The sequence below is a fragment of the Bradyrhizobium australafricanum genome (genome assembly GCF_020329495.1).
GTDB classification, from domain to species: Bacteria; Pseudomonadota; Alphaproteobacteria; order Rhizobiales; family Xanthobacteraceae; genus Bradyrhizobium; species Bradyrhizobium australafricanum.
This window is the reverse complement of record NZ_JAGKJL010000044.1, coordinates 32,164-49,956: the sequence shown is the minus strand read 5'-3', so window position 1 is coordinate 49,956 and position 17,793 is coordinate 32,164. Positions and strand designations below refer to the sequence as shown.

The following is a 17,793-nucleotide window of genomic DNA, read 5'->3' as shown; positions in this document are numbered from 1 at the left end:
TCCATGAAAGCAGCCAAGATCGTCATGACCAGCCTTGCCGCCGCGAGCCTGGTCACCACAGCGGCTTTGGCCCAGCAATCCATGTCGGGAATGGTCACCAAGATTGACCGACTGAGTGGAACCATCTCGATCCAGCAGACGCAAGGCGGCACGGTGGGCGCGTCCGGTGGCGCGATCCAGGAATACAAGGTGCCGAAGGGACAGTCGCTGGAGGCCTTCCACGCCGGTGACAAGGTCTCGTTCACCACAACGGACGGCGACGGCGGCAAGACCATCAGCAAGCTCGACAAGCAGAAGTAACGGCCCGCGTGGCGCGCGAGGCCGGGCTTACTGCTCTACCTCGCGCGGCTCCGGCTCGGCGTCTGCCAGCGGCAATTTGGCACGCTCCCATCCGTCGGTTCCCTCCGGATACCACGCCACGTTGCGGTAGCCGTAGGACAGCACGCGCTTGGCCGCGTTCCACGACATCCAGCAATTCTCCTGGCAGTAGATCACGAGCAATCTGGTCGCGTCGCCGCCTGAGGCGCGGACCAGCCCGCGCCGCAGGTAGTCCTCCGTGGGCGCGGCGAGTTTGCCGTAGCCGGTGTCAGGCAGCCAGATGCTGCCGGGAATGTTGAGGTGCGGCCGTTCGCGCCACACCGTGCCGGCGGGCAGATTTGGCTTCGGCGCACGCGGCAGCACGTCGACGAAGGCGGCGGACTTGTCGCGCCAGATCGCTTCCGCTTCCGCGGTGGTGAGCACCCGTGCGCCGGCAAGCGTCACCGGCACCGGCGCGCGGTAGTCCTCGGTGCGGTAGCCCGCCGGCTCTGCGGGTGGGTCTTGCGCGCGGACAGGCGAAGCGGCGACGAGCATCACCGCAAGCATGGCCGCGAGCCTGATCATGGTGATTTGGTCGCGGTCTCCGGCCCGATTGGACGGTCGTTCTCGTCGAGCAGCGGGACGCCGTAGTCGAGCAGGATCTTGTTGATCTCGGGCTGGTTCTCCTGGATCAGGCGATTGAGCTGGCGCTTCCAGTTCTGGTCGGACGCCCGCACGCCCATGCCGATGCGATAGATCAGCTTCGGTCCCGTGGGCTCCTTGACCAGCGGGGTGATGTGCAGCGGCGGGTTGGCCTTCTTGGCGTAGAAGCCCGCCATCGGTCCCCACAGGATGCCGGCGTCGATCTCACCCTTGGCGAGATCGTTCATCATCGCCTCGGCCGACGAATCGTAGCGCGTATCGATCATCAGCGGATAAGGCTTCGCATTGGTCATCAGACCGTTGATGGCCATGTTGGTCGCGGGCGGCGTTCCCGCCACGATGCCAATATGCTTGCCTTTCAGCCGCTGGTCCTCGAGCGTCGTGACCTCATCGAGCCCACTGCCCGGCTTCGCGACGATCGCATAGGCTGTGCGGTAATAGGGATTGGTGCCCTGCGCGAGGTCATCGCCTTGCGGAAAGCCCATGATCACGTCGCAGCGATGCGCACCGAGCGTCATCCGCACGAAGCCGGTCGCCTGCGGAAAGAACATGTAGTCGAGCTTCTTTTGCAGCTTTCCGGCCAGCAGTTCGCCGATCTTGTTCTCAAACCCCTCGCCCTTGTCGTTCGAGAACGGCAGGTTGCGGGGATCGGCACAGATGCGCAGCACGCGGGCATCGATGAGCTCGATGGAAAGTTCGCCCTGATCATTGACCTGCGCGCGCGCGATGTCGCGGCCGGCCAGACAGGCGATGAAGCCGACAAGCGCGAGCAGAACAGGACGGCATCCGACAACTTTCATTACGCGGTCTCCTCTTGATCGGATCGATCGCCGCCATCCAGCAATTGCCCGGCGCACCATGACGTGCAACAGGAATAATGATCGCGACCACGCCGCGTTGCTTGCTGCAGCGCAAACTGGAACGCGACGACATCGATCGCGCGTCGCGGAGTAACTGAGGCGGAAACATGGCTCATGGCGGTTCGGTGCTTGCGCTGCTCCTGATGCTTTGGGCGCCGACCATAGCGCGGGCGCAAGAGGCGGAATTGCCTGTAAGCGAAGTCGCTCCCGGAATATTCGTTCACACCGGGGTCACCGCATTGATGACGCGCGAGAACGAAGGCGCCATCGCCAATGTGGGATTCGTGATCGGCGACAGCGCCGTCGCCGTCATCGACACCGGCGGCAGCGTCCGCGAAGGACGACAGCTGCTCGCCGCGATCCGCAGCCGTACCGACAAGCCGATCCGCTACGTGATCAACACCCACGCCCATCCAGATCACAGCTTCGGCAATGCGGCTTTCGTCGGCGACGGGACCAGCTTCGTCGGCCATAAGTCCCTGCCACGCGCGCTGGCCGCGCGCGGACAATTCTACCTCGACGGGTTTCGCCGGAGCATGGGCGATGAGCTGATCGACGAGGTGAAGATCATCCCCCCGACCGTGTTGGTCGCGGACACGATGAAGTTCGACCTCGGCGGACGGGCCCTCACCCTGAAAGCGTGGCCGCCCGCCCATAGCGACAACGACCTCACGGTCCTCGACGAGCAAACCAGGACCTTGTTCGCCGGCGACATGGTGTTTCTCATCCATATTCCCGTGGTCGACGGCAGCCTCAAGGGCTGGCTGCGTGCGCTCGACGAGCTCGCGGCGATCTCCGCCGAGCGCGTGGTTCCTGGTCACGGACCCGTGAGCGCGTGGCCGGCAGCGCTTGCCGACGAGCGCCGTTATCTTGGGGTGCTGGCCGCGGATGTGCGCACACTGGTCGCAAGCGGCAAGCCGATTACGGCCGCGGCCGAGCACGCCGCAGCCGCCGAGCGGCCGCGCTGGCAATTGTTCGACGACTACAACGCCCGCAACGCAACTGCAGCATTCTCGGAAATTGAATGGGAGTAGCTGTTCGTCCTATAGTGACGCGGCTGCATAGGATTTCGCGAACATGACCGGACATCGCGCCCGCCTGCTTTGCATCGCAAGCCTGCTCACGATCGCGCTGGGCACACCGGCTGCGCCCGCCGCGGAGGCCTATGATCCCTGGCCGGGTCTTGTCCAGGACATCTTCAGCAACCGCCCGATGAATGACGGCAATGATGTCATCGGCATCGAGATGCCGATGCGCGCGGAAGACGCCGCGATCGTGCCGGTGACGCTGCGCACCAAGCTGCAGCCGAGCGACAGCCGCCGCGTCGTCGCGATCACACTTGTGATCGACGAGAATCCGGCGCCGATGGCCGCGAAGTTCACGCTGGGGCCGGCCGCCAACGTCACCGAGATCTCGACCCGTGTCCGCGTCAACAACTACACCAATGTGCACGCCGTCGCGGAGCTCAGCGACGGCAAGCTCTATGTGAGCAAGGTCTATGTCAAAGCCTCCGGCGGCTGCTCGGCGCCGGCCGGCAAGAACGTCGAGGAAGCCAAGAACCGCCTCGGCCAGATGCGCTACCGGCAATTCACCAAGTCCGAACAGGGACCAGCGACCGGCACGCGGGAAGCCCAAATCATGATCGGGCATCCGAATAATTCAGGCCTGCAGATGGACCAGGTCACGCAGCTCTATATCCCGGCCTTCTTCGTCAACGAGCTGCACATCTGGCAGGACGACAGTCCGGTACTGGCGATGGAGGGAGGAATCTCGATTTCCGAGGATCCCAATATCCGCTTCACCTACGTCTCGAACGGCGCCAAGCGCTTCCGTGCCGAAGCCAAGGACACCGAAGGGCACATCTTCGAGCACGAATGGAAGGTCGAGAATCCCGGCACCTGACGCCTCGCGATCTCACGACGGACGCAAAAATGCGATGAGATCAGGTTGGATCGCTATCGCGCTTTAGCCCGGTATTTAAGCATGATCTTTCCGGAAAACCGCTTCGCACTTTTCCGGATCATGCTCTAGAAGCACCTGACTTCGGCTTCGGCCTGGGCGCGCCTGAGGTCGTTGAGCGCGTTCGCGGCCTGCTCGGACGAGCGGAACTGGCCGCCCAGATTGCCCCGCACCTGCGCCATGCTCAGCACGGTCTCGGCGGTGACATAGCGATCATAGGGGATGATCGAGGCGACGACGTCGATCGAGCAGGAACATTGCTCGATTGACTGCCGGGATTCGCCATTGGCCTTCATGCAGCCGAACACATATTCCGCCCGCGCCGAGGTCGGATAGTCGTTGATCTCCTGGGCCCGCACGCTGACCGCCGCCCCGGTGAGCACCAGGATGGCGACAATCGGTCGTAGCATGCCAGCTCCTGCCATGGTCCTGCTTCCTCTTCTCTTTCCGCAAGCTATGCTATGGATGTTGATCAGAAAAGAAAACATTCGGGGAAGTGGCTCAAGAAACGATGATCATCTCTGTACGCACGGTGTTGGCTGCGGCAGTTCTGGCGGTCATGCAGTTCGGCACCTCGTGCTACGCGCAGACCATCCGCGTTGCAGCGCAGAAGACCGGAACGCTGGCCTGGGAACTGGCCGTCATTCGCTCCCATGGTCTCGACAAGAAGGCCAATCTGTCGATCGACGTCGTCGAGCTGGCCAGCCCCGAGGCTGGCAAGATCGCGCTGCGCGCCGGCACGGCCGACGTGATGGTATCGGACTGGCCCTGGGTGTCGCGCGAGCGGTCGCTCGGCGCCAAGCTGCAATTCTATCCCTATTCGAGCGCGCTGGGCGCCGTGATGGTCCCGGCCTCCTCGCCGGTCAAGACGCTCGCGGACCTCAAGGGGCGCAAGCTTGCTGTTGCCGGCGGCGCGATCGACAAAAACTGGCTGCTGCTGCAGGCCGCATCGAAGCAGGACGGCGTCGACCTGAAGTCGCAGGCGACCATCGTCTATGGCGCGCCGCCGCTGCTCGCCGCCAAGACGCTCGGCGGCGAGATGGACGCGACGCTCAATTACTGGAATTTCTGCGCCGCGCTCGAAGCCAAGGGCTTTCGCCGGCTCGCCGGGATGGAAGAGATCCTGCAAAAGCTCGGCAGCAAGGGCCGCATCGCCATGATCGGCTACGTGTTCGACGAAGCCTGGGCCAACGCCAACAAGGATCTGGTGGCCCGCTTCATCGCCGTGACGCGCGCGGCGAAAGAGATTCTGGCGACCTCGGATGCCGAATGGGACGCGATCGCGCCGCTCACCGGCGCGCAGGATGCCGCGACCCTGCATGCCTATCGTGAGCGCTACCGCGAAGGCATCCCGCGCCGTCCGATCGCGGACGAAGAAGCCGATGCGCGCGTGCTCTACCGGGTGCTGGCGCAGCTCGGCGGCCGCGATCTGGTCGGCACGGCAACCGAGCTCGATCCCGGCACCTTCTACCAAGCGATCCCGGGAGACTAGCGGTGCTGCGTCTCCTCTCATTCACGCTGTTCATCGCGACCTGGTGGATCGCCTCGCTGCTGATCGGCGATGCGAAGCTGCCGGCGCCGCCGGCGGTGCTGTCGGTGCTCGTCGCCGAAGCCCGATCGGGCGCGCTGTTCGTCAATCTCGGCGCAACCCTGGCCCGCGTAGCGCTGGCCTTCACGCTTGCCATGGCGCTCGGCTCGGCGATCGGCTATTTGATGGGCCGCGTCTCGCTTGCCAATCGCCTTGGCGATCCCTGGCTGATCCTGCTGCTCAACCTGCCGGCGCTCGTCGTCATCGTGCTCGCTTACATCTGGGCCGGGCTGACCGAGGTCGCCGCGATCGCCGCCATCGCCATCAACAAGCTGCCGACCGCCGTCGTCACCCTGCGCGAAGGCGCCCGCGCGCTCGATCCTGCGCTCGACGAAATGGCGACAGCGTTTGCTTTTCCGCGCGGCCGCGCCTTCCGTCATGTGATCCTGCCGCAGCTTGCGCCCTACATCGCGGCCGCTGCGCGCTCCGGGCTCTCGCTGGTCTGGAAGATCGTGCTGGTCGCCGAATATCTCGGAAGGCCGAACGGTGTCGGCTTCGAGATCGGGGTTGCCTTCCAGCTGTTCGACATCCCCTTGCTGCTCGCCTATTCGCTGAGCTTTGCGGGTGTCGTGCTCATCATCGAAACCCTGCTGGTGCAGCCGTTTGAAACCAGGCTAACGCGGTGGCGGCTCCGTGCAGCTTGAAGTCAATATCACCGGCAAGAGTTTTGAGAGCGCGGCCGGGAAGCGGCACGACGTGCTCGACAACGTCACCTTCACGCTGAACGCTGGCGAGGTCGGCGTGCTGTTCGGCCCGTCAGGCTGCGGCAAGAGCACCTTGCTCCGGATCCTCGCCGGGCTCGACGCCAACTACCGGGGCCATGTCGCGCGGTCGCCGGGCATGCGCCTTGGCATGGTCTTCCAGGAGCCGCGGCTGTTGCCCTGGCGCACGGTTGAGGAAAATGTGCGGCTGGCCGCGCCGCATGTCGACGACAGCACGCTCTCTGCGCTGTTCGAGGTGCTCGAACTGGGCGCGCACCGCAACCATTTTCCCGCGGAGCTGTCGCTCGGCCTCGCCCGCCGCGTCGCGCTGGCCCGCGCCTTCGCAATCGAGCCCGATTTCCTGATCCTCGATGAGCCGCTGGCCTCGCTCGACAATGCGCTCGCGGGGCGGCTGCGCGACCAGGTCGCGACGCTGGTGGCGAGCCGGAAAATGATGACCTTGCTCGTCACCCACGATCTCGACGACGCCGTTCGCCTCGGCGATCGCCTGTTCTTCCTGTCATCGCGGCCGGCCCGAATCCTCCACGTCGAGACCATTGCCGCACCACGCGCGACGCGCGGCGAACCCGAGATCGACGAAATCAAGCGGCAACTCTCACAGTTGGACCTTGCAAATATGTGAGACGCCGTCATCCTTGGACGAAGCATAAAGGAGAGGCTGGATGTCGCGCGCGTTGATCGCTGTTGGTGTTGCGTCGCTTGTGCTGCCAGCGACGGTGCTCGCCCAAAGCAAGGGCAAAGGCATTCGGCTGTGGAATCTGACCAGCGCCACGATTTCGAGCTTCGCGCTGTCGCCGGCAGGCAAGAACGAGTGGGGTCCGAACCAGACGCTCAACGACAAGGACAAGGAAGTCGACCACGACGAGCGCCTGCGGATCACCGGCGTCGAGCCCGGCCGCTACGACGCCAAGGTCGGCTACAGCGGCGCCAGGCAGTGCTTCGTTCGCGACATCGAGATCAAGGCCGACGCCGTGTTTTCGGTATCCGACAAGGACCTGAAGGACTGCAACAAATAGGAAGGCTAACCCGCCGGCAGCTCGCCGCCCGTGCCGGCCCGATCGTTGCTGTGCGGATATTCGCAACGCCAGCGCACCGCGGTCCATTTCGGATGTTCGCCGACCCACCGCGCGATGTAAGGCGGCGCGGCCATGGCGCATTGCTGCAGCGAGCCGTTCCAGTTGAACACCAGATGCTGCTCCTCGCAGGTGGCGGGCGACAGCACGGCACATACCGTGACGATCAGATCAATCGGGTTCATGCGCGATCCCTAAGCGTGCTCATGCAATAGATAACACGGCGAAATACGTAATCAGCCACGTCCGGGTTTCACAGCCCCGTGAGAGGTTGGGGAACCCGGTCCGGGAGGCTTCACGCTCTAGAAGTTCAAACCGTACACCAGCCGCGCCTGATGGCGCTCGAAATTGACGAGGTCGAGGGCGGCATTGCTTCCGGCCCGCTGCCCCCAGGCCTGGACGCTCCAGGTCGCGGTCAGGCGTGAACGTTCGGAGAGCTGGAAATAGGCGGTCGGCCCGATGAACAGCGCCTGCCCGGACAGTTCATCCAGGCCGATTCCCTCATACTTCCTGAAATAGCGCGCTTCGCCGCCGATCAGGATATCCGGCTTCACCCTGGCCATCAGACCGAATGCGGCACCGATGGTGGCATCCTGATCCGCAGCGCCGGTGCGCGGCGTGCGCGTCCATTCCGGCTCGTAGCTTAGGTTGAGGGCCGCGATGAGAAAATTCGGGATCACCTCGCGGTCGAACGCGACCGTGAGTTCGGTGCCATAACCACGGACGGCTGCGGCCGTCGTCTCGTCGACGCGATCGGCACGCGTCTCCAGCGCGACCGTCATGCCAAAGGGCGCCGCCTCGCGATTCAGAAAGCGATAGCGGAAATCGACCGAGACGCTCTGCCACGACAGCTGACGCCGATCGTCAAGACCCGGAACGCGGTTGATGTCGTATGCGCTGAATGACGTTCCGAGCTCGACACGAAAATTCTGCGCGGGCACGAGCTCGAGCTCCATTTCCTGATTGAGCGTGCGATACCGGCCGCCGTCCTTGGCGAAGCGCCCTGTGGTCTGGCTCTGGAATTCGCGCTCACCGACATTGCCCACGTCGGAGCCGATCATGAAGCCGAAGATGTGCTCGGTATCAAAGTCCTCGGCATATGCGCCAGGCGGCAACACCGCCGCGATGCCGGCAATCGCCGCGCACAGCATCCCCGCCCAACGCCCGGTCTTGAGTTTTGGATTCATCGTCCCCGCACCACAGCCTCAGGCTACACTGTAGGACAAAGCAGCTAGGCCCGCCAATCGCGCAGGTGGTGTCGGTCTCAAGGTCTTGTGGGAAGGGTATGAGAGAAGCTGTCCGAGCGGCCGCATCAGCGCCCGCGAAAGACGCTTTCTACAAAAGACGCCTGCCCGGCTCGATGCAGCGCGCTGCACGAGCCGGGCAGGCTGTCTCGCGTTACCTGTCTTAAGATTACTTGCGCGCTGCGCAGGCGTACATGTTGATTTCCATGCCCACCGGCACTTCGACGATCTTCGGTGTTTTCCAGGCCATTTCCTTCTCCCAAGTCATAAGTTGGCGCAAGCCTCGCGCCGCGCGGCAAGCTAGGGCTGCCTTTTCCAGGGCGCAAGCCGGCCGGGTAAGGACCCGACTTCGCTGCTGGACATGCCGAAGCGGACGACGGCTCGCTGACATCTGCCCGGCATTGGGAACTCCGACACTGATCTGTCGGGCATTTTCCGGCTGCCGGGCGGTGACGCGTGGGTAAGGAGACCCGATTCATCCAGCCGCGTCTTGCCCAAGAGCGAAATCGCAACTTTTTTTGTTATGCGCGGAATTCTGCGTCAATATCCGGCAAATCCGCCCGGCAAAGTTCGCCGGCTGGCAACTTATTTGAGCAGGCGCAGCAGGGCCCGGCCGGCGCGCGAGTTCAACTCCTTCGCATCCAGCGTTCCGTCATTGTCGGGATCTGCGGCTTTGAAGCGCTGCTCGACGACCACGAGATATTCGTCGAGCGTCAGGGTACCGTCGTGATCGGGATCGGCAGCGGCCAGTTCTTTCGCGGTCAGCCGTCCACGCAATTCGCGCGCGTCGAGCGTGCCGTCATGGTCGGGATCGAGCTTCGCGAACAGATTGGCGGCAGCCTTCTTGGCTTCGGCAAGGTCGACCGTGCCGTCATTATCAGGATCGAGCATCTTCAGCGCGCCCTTGCGGCCGGCCGCCAGGGCGGGCGCCGACAGGACGGCCATGGCCAAAGTCAGAGCAAGCGATCGGCGCGAAATCATCATTCGTCTCCCGTAAGTGCCGCTCCTGCGAAGACACGGAGCGCCTGCGATCGGACCCTACCATAGCAGCTTCAGCGGAGCTTCCCACGGTTCGTGTACGCGGCGAAATCCTGTCGGGATTCGGGTGGAAAGCGGTTGCCTCACGGGCCATCTGTGGCGCTCTCGATTGCACCACAATGAGCGAGGTGACCCATGACCAGCATTTGCAAGAACGCATTGGGCTGCCTCGTTGCATTCGGTCTTATCGCGCCCGTGTCCGCGCAGACCCGGCACCCTGCCCCATCGGCGGAGGCGGTCCAGCAGCGCGTTCTCACCGGCAAGGAACGGCTCGGCCGCAAATGGACCGACGAGCAGCGTATCGATAATTGCAATGTGCCGCCGGACAAGCGGGGCGCGAAACCGCGGCCGAGTGTCTGTCCCCCGACGCCGTCCAGCTGACCGTTCGCGCCGCGGCATAACGGCCGCGCTGGTGTAGCGTATTCCACGCGACGGCAAGCCACGAACGCATCTGCGAAAGACCTGACGCTTTCGATCAGTCTCTTGCGGTCAGCGGGCGCTCGTTCACGTTTTCGTATTGACCCGTTTTGGTTTCAGGCGGATGGTTCCGTCCGCAACGTCAGGAATAGGCGTGCGAAAAAGGTTCATTGGGAGGATAGGATGAGACGCATTGCGCTGGCCGCAAGCCTCGTGATTCTTGCATCGTATGGTGCAAGCGCCCAGACCAACGAGCAGTTGGTCAAGGGGGCGACTGATACTTCGAACGTTCTCAATTACGGCATGGGTTACAATCTTCAGCGCTTCTCGACGCTGAACCAGATCAACAAGGACACGGTCAAGAATCTCGTTCCGGTTTGGAATTACAGCCTCGCCGACGATCGCAGCGAGCAATCGCAGCCGTTGATCTACCAGGGCACCATCTATCTCACCACGCACAACGCCACGATGGCGATTGACGCCAAATCCGGCAAGCAGGTGTGGAAGACCAAGGTCGAATATCCCGCCGAAACACCGCGCATCGTCTGCTGCGGCATCATCAACCGCGGCGCGGCGCTGTTCGATGGCAAGGTGTTCCGCACCACGCTCGACGCCAATGTGATCGCGCTCGATGCCAAGACCGGCAAGGAGCTGTGGCGCCAGAAGGCCGCGGATATCAAGGAAGGCTACTCGATGACGGTGGCCCCGCTGGTCGCCGACGGCGTCGTGATCACCGGCATCTCGGGCGCCGAGTTCGGCACCCGCGGCTTCATCGACGGCTGGGATCCCGCAACCGGCAAGCATCTATGGCGCACCCATACCATCCCGTCCCCGGACGAACCCGGTGGCGACACCTGGAAGGGCGACACCTGGAAGCTCGGCGGCGGATCGACCTGGATCACCGGCTCCTACGATGCCGAGCTGAACACCGTCTATTGGGGCATTGGCAACCCCGGACCGTTCAATTCGGCGGTGCGTCCCGGCGACAACCTCTACACCTGCTCGGTGCTCGCGCTGGATCCGAAGACCGGCAAGATCAAGTGGCACTACCAGTTCTCGCCGAACAACCCGTTCGACTATGACTCGGTTGCCGAGATGGTGCTCGCCGACATGACCGTCGAGGGCAAGCCGACCAAGGTGCTGATGGACGCCAACCGCAACGGCTTCTTCTACGTGCTCGATCGCACCAATGGAAAGCTGCTCGCGGCCAATCCTTACGTGACGGTCAACTGGGCGAGCGGCATCGATCTGAAAACCGGCCGTCCGATTGAGACCGACATCTCCAAGGATGCGCGCGACGGCAAGAAAGTCCTGGTGCAACCGTCGATCCTTGGCGGCAAGAACTGGGAGCCGATGTCGTACAATCCGCAGACCGGCCTAGCCTACGCCAATACGCTCAATATCGGCGGCAACTACAAGGCCGAGCCCGCGACCTACAAGCAGGGCGAATGGTATCTCGGCATGGACCTCACCGATCCCTGGGCTTGGCCCAACGGACCGCGCGGCTATCTCAAGGCCATCGAGCCCATGACTGGAAAGAGCAAGTGGGAGGTGGCGAGCGACATCCCGCGCTTCTCGGGTGTGCTCTCGACCGCCGGCGGCGTCGTGTTCTCCGGCCAGCTGACCGGTGAATTCGATGCGTTCGACGCCGAGAACGGCAAGAAGCTGTGGAGCTTCCAGACCGGCTCCGGCATCGAAGGCCAGCCGGTGACCTGGCAGCAAGATGGCGTTCAGTATATCGCCGTCACCAGCGGCTACGGCGGAGTGTACTCGATCTTCTCCGGCGACGAGCGCCTTGCGAAAGTGCCGACGGGCGGGTCCCTCTGGGTCTTCGCCGTCAAGCAGTGAGCGCGGATCGCACGTGAAGACAGCATCGATCTGGACGGCGGCGGTGTTCACCGCCGCCGCGATGACGGGCATCGCGACTATGACGATGCCTGCCGTCGCACAGCAAGCAAATGCCGACGGCGATCAGGCCACGATCGACAAGGGCAAAGTCACGTACGCCCAGAAGTGTTCGCACTGCCATGGTCCGAACATGGTCAATTCGGGCACGGTCACGCCGGACCTTCGTACCCATCCCGATGACAAGACACGGTTCGTCACCACGGTGAAGCAGGGCAAGAACGGCAAGATGCCGCCGTGGGGCGACATCCTGAGCGACGAGGAGATATCGGATCTCTGGGCCTTCGTCGCAAGCCGGAGAAAGCCATGAGGGCCTGGACCGCGGCGCTAGCCGCCGCTCTCGGCTTCGCACTGATCTCGACGCTTGCCGGCGTGACCGCGGCACGCGCGGCCGACGAGCCGCTCCGAGTCTGTCTCGACGAGGACCTGCCGCCGTTTTCCGTGCATCATCGCGGCAAGCCCGCCTCGGGCTTCGACGTTGCGCTCGCGCAGGCAATAACCGGGCGGCTCGGCCGCAAGCTCGAGATCCAGTGGTTCGAAAGCAAGCTCGATGACACCGCAAGCCCGGCGCTCGAAGCCAATGCGCTGCTGTCGGACGGGCGCTGCTCGCTGGTCGGCGGCTACGCGCTTACCACGGACTCGCTGAAGGCGCCCGGCGTCACGACGGCCAAGCTGCCGGACTTCGACGGCGCCACCCGCGAGGATCGCCGCCGGCGGATCCCGATCGGCGTGCTGGCGCCGAGCCAGCCCTATATCTATTCGCCGATGACCGTCGTGCTCGGTCCCAAGGCCAAGGACAAGATCAAGGAGCGCAAGATCACCGATATCGGCGATCTCGCCGGCCTTCGCCTGACGATCGAAAGCGGCACGCTGGGCGACGCCATCCTGATGACCTTCGACAAGGGTAAGCTGATCGACGACATCACGCACCTCGTTCCGGGGCGCAGCGACCTGCTCGGAGAACTGGAACGCGGCGAATTTGACGCCACGCTGCTCGACCTGCGCCGCTTCGATGCCTACCGCGCTGAACATCCGGACACCAGGATCACGGCCTCGGGCTACTATTATCCGATCGGCGCCAACCGCGGTTACGTTGCGCTCGAAACCGACAAGGCGCTGCTGGAAGCCGTCAACAAGGTCCTCGCCGACCTGCAGGCCAAGGGCACCATCGCGGAGCTCGGCAAGGCCGCCGGCCTCACCTGGCTTCCGCCGCGCGAGCCGATCATCCTCGGCGATGTCTGGCTGAAGATCCTGAACCGGTGATGCCGGCGATAGCTATCGCAAATAGCTCGCCAGATTCATGCTCTGGATCTTGGAGATCGCCGAATAGGATGCCGTCAGCTGCGCCTGATAGGTCGAAAGCTGTGCCGTCACGGCCGCGACATCGACGCTGGTGAGGTCCGTCGACAGCGTCTTCGCAAAATTCTGATAGTCACTCTGGTTTGTGCTGGCGGTCTCGATCTGCGACGCCGCGGCCGACAACTTTGCCTGCACGGTGGATGTGGCATCCAGCGCATTGCTCGCGAGGTCGAGCGCCTGCGTGATGTCGCTCGACGACAGCGTCGTGCTGTTGCCGACGTACTTCAACAGCCGCATCACCTGCTCGAACGCTGGATTGTCGGCGGTGACGCCGTAGGAGATCGACTGGCTGTCCGACACGCGCACGGACGCGATCTCGCTGTCGCCCTTGTAGTAGCTGGTGTCTGATGTCGTCAGCGATCCGGTGCCCGTCCCATAGCTCGACAGATCCGCCGGCGCGGTGTCGGTGCGGGCGCCGCTGAAGACATATTCGCCGTCATACTGGGTGTTGAGCAGCCCCTGCATCTGCGCCATGGCTTGCTGGGCGTAGTTGATGACCGATGCCGTCGCCGTGCCGCTGCCAGTGGTGGCCGCGCTGAGCTGGGTCCGCAACTGCGTGATGATGTCGGTCACCGAGCCGACCGCCGAATACATCACCTGCACCTTGTTGTCGGCGAGTTGGCTGGTATCGATATAGGACTGCGCGCGCGTCACCGACACCTGCAAATTGATCACGCGCCCGGCGCCGGAACCATAGCCGCCGAAATCCTCGGATTGCAGCCCGGAGGACTCCTGCACCTGCTCGTTGGCCATCACCGCCTGCACCCGCAGCGCGTTCGATATCATCTGGTCCGACTGAGCAAAGGTGGCAACACGCATCATCATAACGACGGCCTCGGGCTCAGCTGGCGCTCATCGCGGTCATCAGCGCCGAGAACATGGCGTTGACGGCGGTAATGATCTGGGACGCGGCGGCGTATTTGTTCTGCAACGCACTCAGATTTGCGGATTCCTCGTCAATGTTGACGCCGGACTGCGACGACAGCGAATTCGCATAAGTCGACTGCGCGGTTTGCTTGGCGGTGTACGCCGCCGACGCCTGGGTCGCCTTGCCGGCGACGTTGGCGACGATGGCGGCCGCGTAGTCGGTGAAAGAGCCGGTGGTCGCCCCGAGACCGCCGGCCATGCCGAAATTGGTCGACCCCGTCAGCGCGCTCGAGAGCGCGTTCACCACTGTCGCCGAGCCCGGTGACAGCACCGAGTTTCCGACCGTCATCGTGGACGACGCATCGAGCGTCGCCGTCGGCAGCGCCGCCGTGCCGTTGAGGATGTCGCTGCGAACGGCGATGTCGGACGCGCCGCTCCCGGTGATCAGGTCGTTGAACCCGAAGTAATCCGAAAAGCCCTCGCCCGAACTGCCGACCGAGCTCGTCATCTCGTTGATCGCGACGCCGTTGCCGGATGTGGTCGTCGAGATCGACAAGTGTCCGTTAGCATCGACCGAAGCTGACATCCCCGAGATGCCGTTGATCGCGGTGGCGAGATCACCGACCGTGGCGTAGGACGACAGATCGAGGTCCTGGTAGGACACCAGATTGCCGCTCTTGTCCGCAACGGCGATTCGCACCGTGCCGGTCGCCGAGAACGGCGTCGTGCTGCTCACAGTGGCAGTTCCGGTCAGGCTGGCCGGCGGCGGCACCGACGTGCCCTGGTTCGATACCGCGTTGACGGTCGCGGTCAGCTGCCGGGCCAGCTGGTCGAGCTGCGACTGCGCGGCCGGCAGCGTCTGGTCGCGCAGCGTGATCAGCGCGCTGACCTTGCCCGAGGAGATCTGCGAGGTGATGTCGACGCCGTTGACGGTGATGCCGCTGAAACCGCTTGACGATCCCGCGCTGTACGTCGTCGACGCCGTGACGCTGGGCAGCGCCGTATAGCTCAGCGGATGCGCCGTGCTATCGACCAGCGCCTGTCCCGATCCGGTATAGACCTGCAGATCGCCGGTCGACGTGGTGAAATAGCTCACATTCATCATCGACGCGAGATCCTGCAGCGCACTGTTGCGCTGGTCCTCCAGATCGGCCGTCGACTGCCCGGCTGCCGCCTGCTGCTTGATCTGCTTGTTGAGGTCGGAGACCTGCTGCAGGTCGGAATTGATATCGGTGACCGACGAGGCGATGTCCTGGTCGGCATTGGAGCGCAGCGTCTGGATGCCGCTCGAGGTCTGCTGCAGCTGCGTCGTTACCGCCGCAAGCGCGCTGACGGCGTTCGATTGCAGCGACGCGCTACTCGGCGTGCTCGCCAGCGACGACAACGCCGACTCGAACGCCGCGATCGTGTTGGCGAGCGAGGTGCCCGTCGTGGAGCTGTCCGAGCTCGATGTGCTGCCATAGAGCTGCTGGAGCTCGGTCAGAAAGCTGTTGGTGGTATCGGCGGCGCCGAGATCGGAATCGGCCCCGACCAGCGACTTCAAAAGCAGCTTGTCGACCGCGCTGCTGATCCCCGTGATCGTGACGCCGGTACCGACACCAGAAGTGACGCTGCTGCTCTGGTTGGCGGTCTTCGCGGTATAGCCCTTGGTGTCGGCATTGGAGATATTGGCCGAGGCTACGCTGATCTGCACCTGCGTGGCTGACAGCCCGCTGAATGCGATGCTTCGTGCGATATCGAGCGACGACACGACCAACTCCCTCCGGCACCGGCCCGATCAGGCCCGCACATTGGTGCCATAGGACATCGCGGGCGTGACGCGACGGCCGCCGGCGCCATAAGGCGATACGTTGGCGATCTGCTCGCGGATCGCCTGCATGATCGCCTCGATCCTGCGATTGCTGGCATCGATCGCCGCACGCAGCCGCATCACGTTCTCGTCCATCGCCATGCGCAGCTTCAGGATCCGGTCCATCAGCTGCTCGCGCAGCACGCGATCCTGGACGTTGAGATTTGCCGTCTTGCCGACCGCCTCCGCCACACACTGCTCGAACAGGGTGGCAAGGCGGTGCTTCTCGTCGACCTGCTTGAGCCGCGAGGCCGGCAAGCCCTTGGCGAGCTCGACATTCTCCTCGTTCACGATCGCGATCAGATTGTCGATCAGCGCGATCAACGACCTGGCGCGCTCGTCATTGCCCGCGGGATTGATCTTGATGTTGCGTTCCGGTGTCATGTCATCGCTCCCGTTCAAGCTAGTGTCCGCGACGCAGGGCGCGAACCGATTGTGCGCTGCGCCCGTACGCGGTGATCGCCGTTACCCGGACCGCGGCCCGGTTGAGTTCATGGTCGAGCCGCGCGCATTCGCGCATCAGCTGGTCCCGCAACGTTCCGACATCGTCGAGCAACGCACGAAGCTGCGCGCGATCGTCCGGCCGGACCGCAGCGGCCTTCGCCTTCAGCCGCTGAAGCCTGACCAGCAAGCGGTCATTCCGCTTTTCGGTCATCATCGCGACACCGCCGAGATCAGCGTATCGAACATCTTGTCGACGGTGGTGATCACCTGCGAGGCCGCCGAATAGGCCTGCTGCGCCGAGATCATGTTGGAGAACTGGCCGCTGGTATCGGTGGTGCTCGACTCCAGCTCGCTGCCGTAGATCGTGCCGGCGCCGTTGGTGCCCGAGGTCTGCAGCGTGGCGTTGCCGGAAGCTGCCGTCGCGGAATACATGCCGTCGCTGGCCGCGCTCAATCCGTTGGGATCGCTGAAGGTCGCGACCGCAATCCTGTAGATCGCGATCGTCTGCCCGTTGGAGTAGGTGGCGTCGACCACGCCTCCCTTGCCGATCGAAATGCTGCTCAGCTTGCCATAGGGCAGACCGTCCGACGTGATGCTGGTGAGATCGACCGCCGGCGTGGTCTCACCCGATGAATACTGCGTCAGGCCGTCGGTCTTGCCGGCCGTACCGAGATTGAGCGTGATGGCCGTGCCATTGGCGGCAGAACTGTCGGCCGCCCCATCCTTCCAACCGGTCACCGAGATGACGGGAGGGCTCGGGCTGGTCGAGGCGAGCGAGCCGTCGCTGTTGAAGGTGATATCCACCGTATCGGTGATCGCGTTGGCGCTGTCTGTCGTGGAGTCCGAGGCGAGCTTTGGCGTCTCGAAACTGGCCTGCCAGCTGTTGTCGGCGGTCTTTTTCCAATCGATCTGGATCGTGCTTGCCGTGCCAAGCGAATCGTAGACTGTCATCGAGCTGTTGAAGGTCGCACCGACCGCGGCATCGGCCGGCAGGTTCGCCGCGACGGTGGTCTTGGTGGTGGCGCTGCCGCTGGTGGAAGCCACCTGCGTATTGATCGGTCCGAGGCTCGCGGCAGAGGCATTGCCGACTATGTTGCCGTCAGCGTCGGTGCGCCAGCCCTCGAGGTAGTTGCCGTTGTTGACGAGGTAGCCCAGATTGTCGGTGGTGAACGCACCGTTACGCGTATAGGAGGTGGCGCCGCCGGACGTCGCGTTGGTGGTGACGAAGAAGCCGCTGCCCTGGATCGCGACGTCGGTGGCGTTGGTGGTCGCGGACAGCAAGCCCTGCTGGGTGATGTTGGCGCGGCCGGACACCGTGACGCCGCCGGACGTGTATGAGGTGGCGCTGTTCGACGCGGTCACCAGATCCTGGAACATCGCCGACGTGGTCTTGTAGCCCGTGGTATCGGCGTTGGAAATGTTGTCGGAAATCATTGCCAGCGACTGGCTCTGCGCATTGAGCGCGGAGATCGCCGAGGAAAGAGCACCAGTGAGACTCATGATATGAC

23 protein-coding genes are annotated in these 17,793 nt (G+C 63.7%); 11 read left to right on the top strand and 12 right to left on the bottom strand.

Translation table 11 applies throughout. The features are described 5' to 3' along the window. Window positions 1-3: 3 nt before the first annotated feature. Window positions 4-300: a copper-binding protein gene (locus J6525_RS31520; protein ID WP_092083004.1), complete on the top strand. Its 297-nt coding sequence runs from the start codon at window positions 4-6 to the stop codon at window positions 298-300. Between the two features lie 27 nt (window positions 301-327). On the opposite strand, the gene J6525_RS31515 is transcribed toward J6525_RS31520, so the two are convergent. Further along, complete coding sequence (locus J6525_RS31515) at window positions 328-882, bottom strand: PQQ-dependent catabolism-associated CXXCW motif protein (RefSeq protein ID WP_225647646.1); 555 nt, start codon at window positions 880-882, stop codon at window positions 328-330. Beyond that, the gene (locus J6525_RS31510) at window positions 879-1,760 is read right to left on the bottom strand and encodes a substrate-binding domain-containing protein (RefSeq protein ID WP_225647645.1); all 882 of its coding nucleotides are present in this window, start codon (window positions 1,758-1,760) and stop codon (window positions 879-881) included. The genes J6525_RS31515 and J6525_RS31510 overlap by 4 nt, the downstream gene beginning before the upstream one ends. Window positions 1,761-1,963: 203 nt before the next feature. On the opposite strand from J6525_RS31510, the gene J6525_RS31505 reads away from it, so the two are divergent. Both J6525_RS31505 and J6525_RS31500 read left to right on the top strand, forming a co-directional pair. Next, the gene (locus J6525_RS31505) at window positions 1,964-2,854 is read left to right on the top strand and encodes a quinoprotein relay system zinc metallohydrolase 2 (protein ID WP_376708583.1); all 891 of its coding nucleotides are present in this window, start codon (window positions 1,964-1,966) and stop codon (window positions 2,852-2,854) included. A 43-nt stretch (window positions 2,855-2,897) separates the two neighbouring features. Beyond that, window positions 2,898-3,722: a quinoprotein dehydrogenase-associated SoxYZ-like carrier gene (locus J6525_RS31500; protein WP_225159532.1), complete on the top strand. Its 825-nt coding sequence runs from the start codon at window positions 2,898-2,900 to the stop codon at window positions 3,720-3,722. Window positions 3,723-3,847: 125 nt separating this feature from the next. Here the strand turns inward: J6525_RS31500 and J6525_RS31495 are convergent, their stop codons facing one another. Then, window positions 3,848-4,189, bottom strand: a complete 342-nt coding sequence (locus J6525_RS31495) for a hypothetical protein (protein ID WP_376708582.1) — start codon at window positions 4,187-4,189, stop codon at window positions 3,848-3,850. A gap of 149 nt (window positions 4,190-4,338) precedes the next feature. Here J6525_RS31495 and J6525_RS31490 point away from each other — a divergent pair, with 149 nt between their 5' ends. From J6525_RS31490 to J6525_RS31475, 4 genes are read left to right on the top strand one after another with little or no spacing between them, the layout of a single operon-like run. Continuing rightward, window positions 4,339-5,271 (top strand): ABC transporter substrate-binding protein, encoded by a 933-nt coding sequence (locus J6525_RS31490; protein WP_225647670.1) that lies wholly within the window; start codon window positions 4,339-4,341, stop codon window positions 5,269-5,271. 2 nt (window positions 5,272-5,273) lie between these two features. Further along, on the top strand, window positions 5,274-6,011 hold the full coding sequence (locus J6525_RS31485) for an ABC transporter permease (RefSeq protein ID WP_225159534.1): 738 nt from the start codon (window positions 5,274-5,276) through the stop codon (window positions 6,009-6,011). Beyond that, the gene (locus J6525_RS31480) at window positions 6,001-6,711 is read left to right on the top strand and encodes an ABC transporter ATP-binding protein (protein WP_016847784.1); all 711 of its coding nucleotides are present in this window, start codon (window positions 6,001-6,003) and stop codon (window positions 6,709-6,711) included. The genes J6525_RS31485 and J6525_RS31480 overlap by 11 nt, the downstream gene beginning before the upstream one ends. A 40-nt stretch (window positions 6,712-6,751) precedes the next feature. Then, complete coding sequence (locus J6525_RS31475; RefSeq protein WP_057020572.1) at window positions 6,752-7,105, top strand: hypothetical protein; 354 nt, start codon at window positions 6,752-6,754, stop codon at window positions 7,103-7,105. 5 nt (window positions 7,106-7,110) lie between these two features. On the opposite strand, the gene J6525_RS31470 is transcribed toward J6525_RS31475, so the two are convergent. The 4 genes from J6525_RS31470 to lanM form a co-directional block, all read right to left on the bottom strand. Next, a complete protein-coding gene (locus J6525_RS31470; protein ID WP_168856069.1) occupies window positions 7,111-7,347 on the bottom strand; it encodes a hypothetical protein in 237 nt (78 codons plus the stop codon). Window positions 7,348-7,464: 117 nt separating this feature from the next. Further along, window positions 7,465-8,349 (bottom strand): DUF6662 family protein, encoded by an 885-nt coding sequence (locus J6525_RS31465; RefSeq protein WP_376708580.1) that lies wholly within the window; start codon window positions 8,347-8,349, stop codon window positions 7,465-7,467. A gap of 226 nt (window positions 8,350-8,575) precedes the next feature. Beyond that, the gene (pqqA, locus tag J6525_RS31460) at window positions 8,576-8,656 is read right to left on the bottom strand and encodes a pyrroloquinoline quinone precursor peptide PqqA (protein ID WP_009031067.1); all 81 of its coding nucleotides are present in this window, start codon (window positions 8,654-8,656) and stop codon (window positions 8,576-8,578) included. A gap of 335 nt (window positions 8,657-8,991) precedes the next feature. Continuing rightward, on the bottom strand, window positions 8,992-9,387 hold the full coding sequence (gene lanM, locus J6525_RS31455; RefSeq protein WP_225647642.1) for a lanmodulin LanM: 396 nt from the start codon (window positions 9,385-9,387) through the stop codon (window positions 8,992-8,994). Window positions 9,388-9,579: 192 nt separating this feature from the next. On the opposite strand from lanM, the gene J6525_RS31450 reads away from it, so the two are divergent. From J6525_RS31450 to J6525_RS31435, 4 genes are all read left to right on the top strand, one after another. Beyond that, window positions 9,580-9,825, top strand: a complete 246-nt coding sequence (locus J6525_RS31450) for a hypothetical protein (RefSeq protein ID WP_225647641.1) — start codon at window positions 9,580-9,582, stop codon at window positions 9,823-9,825. 219 nt (window positions 9,826-10,044) lie between these two features. After that, window positions 10,045-11,709 (top strand): methanol/ethanol family PQQ-dependent dehydrogenase, encoded by a 1,665-nt coding sequence (locus tag J6525_RS31445; RefSeq protein WP_076834181.1) that lies wholly within the window; start codon window positions 10,045-10,047, stop codon window positions 11,707-11,709. Window positions 11,710-11,788: 79 nt separating this feature from the next. Further along, window positions 11,789-12,076 (top strand): c-type cytochrome, encoded by a 288-nt coding sequence (locus J6525_RS31440; RefSeq protein WP_225159633.1) that lies wholly within the window; start codon window positions 11,789-11,791, stop codon window positions 12,074-12,076. Beyond that, window positions 12,073-13,029 carry a substrate-binding periplasmic protein gene (locus J6525_RS31435; protein WP_225647640.1) on the top strand — a complete coding sequence of 319 codons (957 nt, stop codon included), beginning with the start codon at window positions 12,073-12,075 and terminating at the stop codon, window positions 13,027-13,029. Before J6525_RS31440 ends, J6525_RS31435 begins: the two co-directional genes overlap by 4 nt. A 12-nt stretch (window positions 13,030-13,041) precedes the next feature. Here J6525_RS31435 and J6525_RS31430 read toward each other — a convergent pair whose 3' ends face one another. The 5 genes from J6525_RS31430 to flgE are packed head-to-tail and all read right to left on the bottom strand — an operon-like array spanning window position 13,042 to window position 17,785. After that, window positions 13,042-13,950, bottom strand: a complete 909-nt coding sequence (locus J6525_RS31430) for a flagellin (RefSeq protein WP_225647639.1) — start codon at window positions 13,948-13,950, stop codon at window positions 13,042-13,044. 16 nt (window positions 13,951-13,966) lie between these two features. Then, complete coding sequence (gene flgK, locus J6525_RS31425; protein WP_225647638.1) at window positions 13,967-15,742, bottom strand: flagellar hook-associated protein FlgK; 1,776 nt, start codon at window positions 15,740-15,742, stop codon at window positions 13,967-13,969. A gap of 27 nt (window positions 15,743-15,769) precedes the next feature. Further along, on the bottom strand, window positions 15,770-16,225 hold the full coding sequence (locus J6525_RS31420) for a hypothetical protein (protein ID WP_038379117.1): 456 nt from the start codon (window positions 16,223-16,225) through the stop codon (window positions 15,770-15,772). Between the two features lie 19 nt (window positions 16,226-16,244). After that, window positions 16,245-16,499: a hypothetical protein gene (locus tag J6525_RS31415; RefSeq protein WP_225647637.1), complete on the bottom strand. Its 255-nt coding sequence runs from the start codon at window positions 16,497-16,499 to the stop codon at window positions 16,245-16,247. After that, window positions 16,496-17,785, bottom strand: a complete 1,290-nt coding sequence (gene flgE / locus J6525_RS31410) for a flagellar hook protein FlgE (protein ID WP_225647636.1) — start codon at window positions 17,783-17,785, stop codon at window positions 16,496-16,498. The genes J6525_RS31415 and flgE overlap by 4 nt, the downstream gene beginning before the upstream one ends. Window positions 17,786-17,793: the final 8 nt, after the last annotated feature.